The organism is Bradyrhizobium australafricanum, assembly GCF_020329495.1.
In the GTDB taxonomy this organism is placed as follows: Bacteria; Pseudomonadota; Alphaproteobacteria; order Rhizobiales; family Xanthobacteraceae; genus Bradyrhizobium; species Bradyrhizobium australafricanum.
Genome location: NZ_JAGKJL010000084.1, coordinates 23,355 through 32,845, shown reverse-complemented (window position 1 = coordinate 32,845; position 9,491 = coordinate 23,355). Strand labels below are relative to the sequence as shown.

Sequence of the window (9,491 nt, the reverse complement as noted above, 5' to 3'; positions counted from 1 at the left end):
TCCCGACCCTGCTTGGCACACCGAACTGAAGCGCTCATTCAGGATGTTCCAGTCGATCAGCGCTGCCAACCGCACCAGCGGATGACCCATGTCGATGATCTGATCAAGCGCCGGAAGCAACAGGTCTTTCTGGCGATCATCCCGCGGCTTGCTCATCGCATTCCCCAATGTCGACGACGCCGTCAGGGAATCACGAATCACCCAAAAGCAAAACCTAAAACGCAAGAAAGCGAGGTCCAATACCCCGCTTTCCTGCGAAATCGAATACTACATCAAGACCAATTCTGCTTATTTCTCAAGTCAATCCGCTTTCTTCACGGACGACTACTGGCGCTTAGCCGACGTCGGCAATCTGTTGGATGCCGATTTCTGGCCAAGATCGGCCCTTTGCAATTACCTCTTAAAAGGAAGGTGGTACGCCCGGCAATGTGTGTCGACGGACAGCCAGAACCAATATGAATGGATGCGTAGGCAATTTGTCCGCACCAGGCGGAACTCAGATTTTCAACATGCGCCCCGCGACGGATCGTCAATCCTCTACACGGCCTTGATGCGCCCGAAGGCGTCAGTCATTGACCAACATGGTCGCCTCTTCATCGCCAAATTCCCGAAGGAGACCGACGACTGTAGCATGGAGACCTGGGAAGCGATCGCGCTGCGGCTAGCTGGCCAGGCAGGTATCGCCACTCTGCAGCACGAACTGATCGACGTTGCCGGCAAGCCGGTCATGCTGTCTCGGCGCTTCGACCGCGACGGTTCGATCCACATCCCGTTCGCTCGTCTCAGTGTTCCGATTTGCACTCGGAAGCCGCCGATTGTCCCACGAGCGAGCACGATCCGCTTTCACAGTAGAAGCCTGCGCTTATACTAATAGCAGCCCGGAATGGATGAGATTATGACACTCGACGCGAGGCATTGATCCCGTAAAGGATGAGCCTGAGCCTCACCGATGACGAAGCGACTCTTGCAAAGGTCCGTATACTTCTCAAAGGTTAGTTAGCTTTGCTATGCCGCGCAAAGCTTCGACTGCTCGAATTTTGAGGTCGTAACGTCACCAGAAAAATTGGCTGCCCTCAGACCATCGGAAGGCTCGACATCTGCATGCCACTCGGATCTAGATGACTTGGTCTTAGCATGGCCAGTGCGCATCTCTCCCCAAGTCTGATTTCGCGTGATATGCCTATCCGCCTGTCCGCTGCCGCATCTTTGGCTTTTCCAGACGGATCGATGACTGCTTCTGGGCTGCGACGAGAAGCACGCCGCGGCCGACTCGAAATAGAAAGAATTGCCGGCAGAGATTATACTACGCTCGAAAACATCGAGAAGATGAGGGAGCTGTGCCGCGTCAAAGTAAGGGAGCCCGTCTCTATAAGCGAAAGGCACGATATCGCGGCGGAAAGCTCGTCGCCCAAGCCGTCTGGATCATCAAAGACGGCGAGCGCCATATCGCCACAGGCTGCCTTGCGGGCACGTCTGGAACAAAGCCGCCTCGAGAAGCAGAGCAAGCGCTAGCAAACTACATCGCGCAGAAATATCTGCCCGAGCGCAGGCGACGAGATATCGACGACATCGATTGTGCCGACGTGCTGTCGATTTATTTGACGGACGTTGGCGAGCCAGGCGACCAGTTTGAAATTGAAGCCAGGATCGACCGCCTCAACGACTTTTGGGGCGGCAAGAAACTATCAGGGATCAACGCTCAGACCAGTGCGGCTTACGTCACGCATCGCGGCAACCAGGGCGGAGCACGCCGTGACCTCGAAACTCTCCGTGCAGCGATCAACCATCATGCAAGAGAAGGCCTCCACCGGGGCACTGTTCGCGTATCCCTCCCGCCAAAGGGCGAGGCGCGCGACCGATGGCTGACGCGCAGCGAGGCGGCAGCCCTGGTTTGGCAATGTTGGCGCTATCGCGAAAAGCAGACCATCCACGCCGGCGGCTCAAGGGGCGACCCGGTATGGACAGACCGCCGACCGCTGCGACACGTGGCCAGATTTATTCTGATCGGCCTCTACACCGGCACGCGGGCGGGTGCGATCGCGGCGGCATCGCCTTACCCCGAGCTTGGGCACTCGTACGTCGATCTCGAGCGTGGTATCTTCTACCGCAAGCCGATCGGGAAGCGAGCCACCAAGAAGCGTCAGACACCAGCTCCGCTCCCACCCCGGTTATTGGCTCATTTGCGTCGTTGGAAAGACCGGAAGCTGATCAACACCTGCTTCGTCGAGTTCAATGGCAAGCCGGTCGCTTCCGTGAAGAAAGGCTTCAAATCTGCCGTGGATCTGGCCAGGCTGCCCGGGAAAGTCACTCCGCACACGTTGCGCCACACGGCGGCGACCTGGTTGATGCAGCGTGGCGTGCCGATTTGGGAGGCGGCTGGGTTCCTCGGCATGTCGCCGGAGGTCCTGCAGGATACCTATGGCCATCACCATCCCGATCATTTGCACGGGGCGGCGGCAGCCATTGGCCAAAAAGCGCGGTATGTTTCGGTGGTCAAATCGGTGGTTGACTCGGGAACGGCCACCGATGAGAACAAAAAACCTAAGGAAATCTGGTCGGAGTGGCAGGATTCGAACCTGCGACCCCTGCGTCCCGAACGCAGTGCTCTACCGGGCTGAGCCACACTCCGACTGAGGGCCGGCTTATAGCGTCGGGTTTCGGGGACCGCAAGGGACCACGAGCCACCCAATTGAGGAATCTAGTCACAGTGGATACAGGTCTGAAAACGCACGTTTTGTCCGCAGGCGCCGCCGCCACGGCGACCGCCGCCGGGGTCCTGGCCGAGGGCGGCCTGGTGGCGTTTCCGACCGAGACGGTTTATGGCCTCGGCGCCGATGCCGGTAACGCCGCCGCGATCGCCCGGCTTTACGAGGCCAAGGGCCGGCCGGCCTTCAATCCCCTGATTGCCCATGTCGCCGATCTGGGCGCCGCCCGCCGGATTGCCCTGTTCAATGGGCAGGCCCTGCGATTGGCGGACGCGTTCTGGCCGGGTCCCCTGACCCTGGTGCTGCCGAAGGCGCTGTCCTGCCCGGTTGCGGAACTCGCGACCGCCGGGCTCGACACGGTCGCCATACGCATCCCGGCCCACAAGGTGGCGCGCGACATCATCAAGGCTTTCGGCGGTGCCGTGGTAGCGCCGTCGGCCAATCTCTCGGGCCACGTCTCGCCGACCACCGCGGAGCATGTGAACGGCGATCTCGCGGGCCGCATCGACCTGATCGTCGACGGCGGGCCGGTCGAGGTCGGCGTCGAATCCACCATCGTCGGCTGCTTCTCCGATCCGGTGCTGCTGCGGCCGGGCGGGCTGACGCGCGCCGAGATCGAGCGAGTGCTCGGCCACCCCTTGCAGTCGCCGCCGCAGGACGCGGAAAGCGACGCCCAGCCGGTTGCCCCCGGCATGCTCGCCTCGCACTACGCACCGCGGACACCGGTCCGGCTCAATGCCAGCGACGTCCATGTCGGCGAAGCCTTGCTGTCGTTCGGGCCGGCCAAGGTCGCACGGCGCGAATGCGCCTCGGTGGAGATGAACCTGTCCGAGCGCGGCGATCTTGCCGAGGCCGCCGCCAATCTGTTCGGCTACCTTCGTACCCTCGACAAGAGAAACGCGGATGCGATCGCGGTGACGCCGATTCCCGAGGAGGGATTGGGCGAAGCCATCAATGACCGGCTGCGCCGCGCAGCCGTTGGGCGGTAACAAGCATGACCCGGACCGGAACGGCCGCGTTGGCGCCAAGCGGGAACCGGTTTTCCCTCGCGACAAACGCGAAGCGTTTGCGCGAAGGGCATGCTTAGGCAAAGATCCCCGACTGAGTGAAAGACCAAGAAAAAATGAACATCGTCCAATCAGCGGTGCCGCCGCTTCCGCCCGAATTGCTTGAAAAATTCCGCGCCATCGTCGGCGCGAAATATGCGATGACCGACGCTGCCGACATCGAGCCTTATGTCACCGAGGAGCGTGACCTGTTCCACGGCCGCTCGCCGCTGGTGCTGCGCCCCGGTTCGACCGCCGAAGTCGCTGCGATCTGCAAGCTCGCGACCGAGCACAGGATCGCGCTGGTGCCGCAGGGCGGCAATACCGGCCTGGTCGGCGGCCAGACGCCGCACAATGGCGAGGTCGTGGTCTCGCTGCGGCGTCTCGACAAGATCCGCGATATCGATGTCGAATCCAACACCATGACCTGCGAGGCCGGCGTGGTGCTGCAGATCGCGCAGCAAAAGGCAGCCGAGGTCGACCGGCTGTTTCCGCTGTCGCTCGGCGCAGAAGGCAGCTGCACGATCGGCGGCAACCTCTCGACCAATGCCGGCGGCACCGGAGCCCTTGCCTATGGCGTGGCGCGCGAAATGGCGCTCGGGGTCGAAGTCGTGCTGGCTGACGGCCGGGTGCTGAACGCGCTGTCGAAGCTGAAAAAGGACAACACCGGCTACGATTTGCGGAACCTCTTCATCGGCGCCGAAGGCACGCTCGGCATCATCACCGCGGCAACGCTAAAGCTGTTTCCGCGGCCGCGTGCGGTCGAGACCGCCTATGTCGGCTTGGCTTCGCCGGCGGCCGCACTCAAGCTGCTGTCGATCTCGCGCGATCAAGCGGCCGGTGCGTTGACGAGCTTCGAGCTGCTCGCCGACGTCGCGGTCGACTTCTCGATCCGCCACGGCATCGATATCCGCGATCCGCTCGAGAGCAAGCACCCCTGGTACGTGCTGATGGAATTGTCGTCGTCGCGCGACGATGCACGCGACACGCTGGAGGCGATCCTGGCCCAGGGCATGGAGGACGGCATCGTCGATGACGCTGTCATCGCCGCCAATCTGAGCCAGCGCCAGGCGTTCTGGAAACTGCGCGACGAGATGTCGGCGGCGCAGAAGCCGGAAGGCGGCTCGATCAAGCACGACATCTCGGTGCCGGTCGCAGCCGTGCCCGCTTTCATCGAGGAAGCCAATGCTGCCGTGGTGAAGCTGATCCCGGGTTCGCGGCCGGTGCCGTTCGGCCATCTCGGCGACGGCAACATCCACTACAATGTCAGCCAGCCGGTCGGCGCCAATGCGGCCGACTTCCTGGCGCGCTGGCACGACGTGAATGCCGTCGTGTTCGAGATCGTGCTGCGGATGGGCGGCTCGATCTCGGCCGAGCACGGCATCGGCGTGCTCAAGCGCGACGAATTGCCCGACGTCAAGGACAAGGTCGCGATCGAGCTGATGCGGCAGGTCAAGGCGATGCTCGATCCGCTCGGCATCATGAACCCGGGCAAGGTGCTGTGACCGCGCAGGCGACGATGCCCTCCTCCTCTGCCTCCCTCGCCATTGCAGAGATCACCGATAACGACATCGCCGATGTCGTCGCGCTGTGGCAGGCCTGCGGCCTGACGCGGCCATGGAACGATCCTGCTGCCGACATCGCGCTGGCGCGGCGCGGACCGAACTCGGCCGTGCTGGTCGGCCGCGACGCCAATGCGATCGTGGCGACCGCGATGGTCGGCCACGACGGCCATCGCGGCTGGGTCTATTACGTCGCGGTCGATCCCAACCGCCAGGGCAATGGACTTGGCCGCACTATCATGGCGGCGGCCGAGGACTGGCTGCGCGCCGCCGGCGTGCCGAAGCTGCAACTGCTGGTGCGGCGGGAGAACGCCAAGGCCGGCGCGTTCTACCAATCGCTCGGCTATGACGAGTCGACCTCGGTGATGCTGGCCAAATGGCTCGACGGTCGCGAAGCGACGCCGTGAGGATTGAGGACCGACGCATGAGCATCGCCGACCGCGTTCGCGTCAAGGACGTCGAGCTGCTTTCGAAGCGCCGCTACGAGCTGAAGAGTGCGACGTTCGACTACCGGCGCGCCAACGGCGAATGGCAGACCCAGGTGCGCGAGGTCTACGATCGCGGCAACGGCGCGGCGCTGTTGCCCTACAATCTGACGACCCGCTGCGTCGTGCTGGTGCGCCAGTTCCGCTTCCCCGCTTTCGCCAACGGTTATGACGATCTGCTGATCGAGGTTGCCGCCGGCATGCTCGACGATGCCGAGCCGGAAGCACGCATCCGCGCCGAAGCGGAGGAAGAGATCGGCTACCGGCTCGTGCATGTGCGCAAGGTGTTCGAGGCTTTCACGTCTCCGGGCGCCGTGACCGAGAAGCTGCATTGCTTCGTCGCCGAATACGATGCCGCGATGCGCATCGGTGACGGCGGCGGGCTCGCCGACGAGGGCGAGGACATCGAGGTGCTCGAGCTCTCGATCGACGACGCGCTCGCCATGATCAGCGACGGCCGCATCGTCGACGCCAAGACCATCATGCTGCTGCAATACGCCGCGCTGCATCTGTTCAGGTGAACGCGGCTTCGCCCCGGCCGGTGCCGGCACGGCCTTGCGGCTTCGCGCACTCAACGCTTTAGACTAGCTGTCCCCGTCATCCCTGCGCAATGGCTATGCCATTGTCGCTGGAGGTGCGAGCCACTTCGGCGAGCCTCGAAGGATGAATCGGCCACCAGCCGGGCCGTGCATCCTTCGAGACGCGCGAAGACGCGCTCCTCAGGATGACGGGGATAAACTGAACGAAATGCTCTACCGCATCGTGATCGCAAGGCCGCTCAGATCGGCGTTGGCCATCAGACCGACCTGGTGTCCGGTCAATTCAAGCACCGCGCCCTTCTGGTTGGTCAGCACGATCGCGCGCGCCCCGCGGCCGACGGCAAGCCCCGCGCCGGCCGCACCGTAGACGCCGGCAACGTCGGACGGACGGTTGATGTTGCTGACCCGGCCGCGCAGCACGGTCTTGGAGCCGCCGAACACCAGGCCGTAGTCGAGGCCGCCGGTGGAGAGCCGGTAGGAGCGGCCGCGGAAGGTCAACACGCCGCTGCCGCCGGAGCCACCGATGATCCATCCGGCCTTGTAGATCGTGAGTGTCACAAAGCCGCTGTCGGCGCGGGCCGCGGAAGAGAACGCAAGGCCGGTGAACGCCAGCAGCGCGACAAGCGCAGCACGCAGGGTGGATGAAGGTTTCATGTGCGGTCTCCCCAGGATTTACTCACGTCGATTTGCTCTCGTCGATTTGCTCGCGTCGTGACACGGCTGCGAATCGCGATGCTCCGACTGTAGCAAGCGCGTAAACAGGCGCAATTTGGCACAGCGATGGCCGATTTGTTGACGGGTGCTTTCGCACGACCGGTGTTGAACCTGTTCCCGGGGTTGCAATACTCACTGCATGTCCGGGGCGATTGCCCCTGAGCTCCAAGATTGCCCCGCGGAGCATTCATTTTTCAAACCGGAGATTTCCCATGCGTCGTCTTGCGATTGTCTGTGCCGCCATTGCCGCCACCGTGTCCTTGCTTGCCGCGGCAAGCCCGGCCAGCGCCACGCCCTATCATCTGATCCGCTGGCAGGACACCGGCTTCTGCCAGATCTGGGACCAGAGCATCCCGACCACGCCGTGGCCGGCGAACTTCTCCATCGTCAGCGAGGAGCTGCCGACCTTCGACGCTGCGTTCAGCTACAAGACCGGCCTCCTGAACAACGGCACCTGCGCGTTCTGAGCGAACGCCATTCGATCACGCACAGGGAGGACACGCGGCAACAGCGCGGCGTCCGTCCTTGTGCTGTCAGATATGACGCGATCCCAGCGTCAGTGATGCTTGATCAGGGCGTCGCGCGCGGCGGCGAGTTCGAGGAATGCCGCGCCGTTGCCGCCGCCGTCGGGATGCACCGTCTTGGCCGCGCGCTTGAAAGCCTGCTGGACTTCGGTCGCAGCGAGGCGGCGGCGGAGCGGCAGGCCGAGCAATTGCCGGTACTGCTCCTCCTGCGTCAGCGCCTTCGGCGCCAGGCCGCGCTGGCCGAACCGCGGTGCCGACAGCATGTGCAGTGCATCGCTGATGATGCCTAGACGGCGCAGCGCCATCGCTTTGGTGCGGCGGTCGGCCGATTTCATCGCCGCCTGGCGCAGGATCGGCAGCACCTGTGCGGCCGCATGCCGCAGCGTCTCGTCGATGTCGGTCGCGGCGATCTCCGCGACCATTTTGGCCATCTCGCGGTAGTCGGGATCCGGCGCCGCGCAAAAGCGCTCGATCGCAACTTTCCAGTGTCTGATATGCGGGTCCATGTCCGCGGTCCGTAACTGTCATCCGAATCCGGATAACAGCAACGCGCAAACGCGGCTTGGCGTTTCGGTTGGCGCAGTTTTGAATAGTGTTGTCGACAACGCTCACAAATCAGAACAAGGAAACGCCATGGCCCTTCTCGACAATCACATCGCCGTCATCACCGGTGCGGGCTCGGGCATCGGGCGCGCCATCGCACTGGGCTACGGCCGCGAGGGCGCGCGCGTGGTGCTGCTCGACATGAACGGCGATGCGGCGGCGGAAGCGGCCAGGGAGATCCGCAATGCCGGCGGCAAGGCGGAGAGCTTTGCGCTCGACGTGACCAATCGCGACGCCTGCGTCGCGATGGCAAAGCAAGTGGCCGACAAGGTCGGGCCGGTCTCGATCCTGGTCAACAATGCCGGCATCGCGCGCCGCAACGGCATGCTCGGCACCGACGAGGCCGTGATCAAGGATTGGGAAGACATCATCTCGATCAATCTCACCGGCGTGTTCAACGTGACGCATTCGTTCCTCGCGCCACTGCGCAAGAACAAGGGGCGCATCGTCAACATCGGCTCGATCCAGTCCTTCGTGCATCTGCGCACGCCGAGTTCGCCGGCCTATACTGCCTCCAAGCACGGCGTGCTCGGCTTCACCAAGGCGTTGGCCGCCGAGCTCGGCAAGGATGGTGTGCGCGTCAATGCAATCGGGCCGGGCTTCATCGAGACGCCGTTGAACGAGAAGGTGCGCGCCACCAATCCCGACCTCGTCAAGGTCTTCATGGACCACACCCCGCTCGGCCGCGCCGGCAAGCCGGAGGACATCGTAGGCCCTGCCATCTTCCTCGCCTCGGACCTGTCGGCCTATGTCTCGGGATCGATCGTGATGGTCGATGGCGGCTACCGCACATTGTGACGGATGGAACCGCAATCGTGGCGATTTCTGGGTATTTTGCTTACAGAGCAGGGAGTTATGGGCGCGTTAAGGGCTTGTTAACCAAACCGGCACACCGTGGATCTACGGGGTAGTTGGTTCTCGATGTCTTCGCTTCACCGACGAAGCGGGCGTTGATCGGGAGGAGTTTATGTCTTACGCGTCCACCGTACCGTCGCCGGAAGCGCTGCTGCCGTCGCTGGCTCCAAATGAAATCGTCCCACTGCTGATCGGCGCGACCGTCGATGAAGTCGAGCGCGAGCTCGTGCTGCAGACGCTTGCGCGCTGCGACGGCAACCGCACCCGCGCCGCGCGCGTGCTCGGGCTGTCGGTTCGGACGTTGCGGAACAAGATCCGCGAATATTCGGCCGACGGCATCGACGTGCCGCTGAGCGAGCACGCCGCAGCCTAGAGCAAGATCCGGGAGCGCGCGAAGCGGCTTTCCGGGAAGATCGTGCTTGGACAACGAGCTAAGCGTGATGACGATTCAACCGGAT

At 63.3% G+C, this 9,491-nt stretch carries 9 protein-coding genes, 1 tRNA gene and 3 pseudogenes; 9 read left to right on the top strand and 4 right to left on the bottom strand.

Features of this window, described 5'->3' with window-relative positions:
* Positions 1-156 (bottom strand): annotated as a pseudogene (locus J6525_RS41300) (IS5/IS1182 family transposase); the annotation flags it as partial.
* Positions 157-553: 397 nt separating this feature from the next.
* On the opposite strand from J6525_RS41300, the pseudogene J6525_RS41295 reads away from it, so the two are divergent.
* A pseudogene (locus J6525_RS41295) lies at positions 554-775 on the top strand (HipA domain-containing protein); the annotation flags it as partial.
* Between the two features lie 562 nt (positions 776-1,337).
* Positions 1,338-2,384 (top strand): annotated as a pseudogene (locus J6525_RS41290) (tyrosine-type recombinase/integrase); the annotation flags it as partial.
* 168 nt (positions 2,385-2,552) lie between these two features.
* On the opposite strand, the gene J6525_RS41285 reads toward J6525_RS41290, so the two are convergent.
* Positions 2,553-2,629 (bottom strand) — tRNA-Pro (locus J6525_RS41285).
* Between the two features lie 78 nt (positions 2,630-2,707).
* Here J6525_RS41285 and J6525_RS41280 point away from each other — a divergent pair.
* The 4 genes from J6525_RS41280 (at position 2,708) to J6525_RS41265 (ending at position 6,319) form a co-directional block, all read left to right on the top strand.
* The gene (locus tag J6525_RS41280) at positions 2,708-3,694 is read left to right on the top strand and encodes an L-threonylcarbamoyladenylate synthase (RefSeq protein WP_225648965.1); all 987 of its coding nucleotides are present in this window, start codon (positions 2,708-2,710) and stop codon (positions 3,692-3,694) included.
* A 134-nt stretch (positions 3,695-3,828) separates the two neighbouring features.
* On the top strand, positions 3,829-5,256 hold the full coding sequence (locus J6525_RS41275) for an FAD-binding oxidoreductase (RefSeq protein WP_225648964.1): 1,428 nt from the start codon (positions 3,829-3,831) through the stop codon (positions 5,254-5,256).
* 14 nt (positions 5,257-5,270) lie between these two features.
* Entirely contained in the window at positions 5,271-5,720 is a 450-nt protein-coding gene (locus J6525_RS41270; RefSeq protein ID WP_225648963.1) for a GNAT family acetyltransferase, read from the top strand.
* A 17-nt stretch (positions 5,721-5,737) separates the two neighbouring features.
* Positions 5,738-6,319 carry an NUDIX hydrolase gene (locus J6525_RS41265; protein ID WP_225648962.1) on the top strand — a complete coding sequence of 194 codons (582 nt, stop codon included), beginning with the start codon at positions 5,738-5,740 and terminating at the stop codon, positions 6,317-6,319.
* A gap of 231 nt (positions 6,320-6,550) precedes the next feature.
* Here J6525_RS41265 and J6525_RS41260 read toward each other — a convergent pair whose 3' ends face one another.
* Positions 6,551-6,991 carry a hypothetical protein gene (locus J6525_RS41260; RefSeq protein WP_092087297.1) on the bottom strand — a complete coding sequence of 147 codons (441 nt, stop codon included), beginning with the start codon at positions 6,989-6,991 and terminating at the stop codon, positions 6,551-6,553.
* 272 nt (positions 6,992-7,263) lie between these two features.
* Between J6525_RS41260 and J6525_RS41255 the strand changes: the two genes are divergently transcribed.
* On the top strand, positions 7,264-7,518 hold the full coding sequence (locus tag J6525_RS41255) for a hypothetical protein (RefSeq protein ID WP_092087299.1): 255 nt from the start codon (positions 7,264-7,266) through the stop codon (positions 7,516-7,518).
* Positions 7,519-7,607: 89 nt separating this feature from the next.
* Here the strand turns inward: J6525_RS41255 and J6525_RS41250 are convergent, their stop codons facing one another.
* On the bottom strand, positions 7,608-8,081 hold the full coding sequence (locus J6525_RS41250; protein ID WP_225648961.1) for a hypothetical protein: 474 nt from the start codon (positions 8,079-8,081) through the stop codon (positions 7,608-7,610).
* 127 nt (positions 8,082-8,208) lie between these two features.
* On the opposite strand from J6525_RS41250, the gene J6525_RS41245 reads away from it, so the two are divergent.
* Both J6525_RS41245 and J6525_RS41240 read left to right on the top strand, forming a co-directional pair.
* A complete protein-coding gene (locus tag J6525_RS41245) occupies positions 8,209-8,976 on the top strand; it encodes an SDR family NAD(P)-dependent oxidoreductase (protein WP_225648960.1) in 768 nt (255 codons plus the stop codon).
* A 169-nt stretch (positions 8,977-9,145) separates the two neighbouring features.
* Positions 9,146-9,406 carry a helix-turn-helix domain-containing protein gene (locus J6525_RS41240; RefSeq protein ID WP_016840962.1) on the top strand — a complete coding sequence of 87 codons (261 nt, stop codon included), beginning with the start codon at positions 9,146-9,148 and terminating at the stop codon, positions 9,404-9,406.
* Positions 9,407-9,491 lie beyond the last annotated feature (85 nt).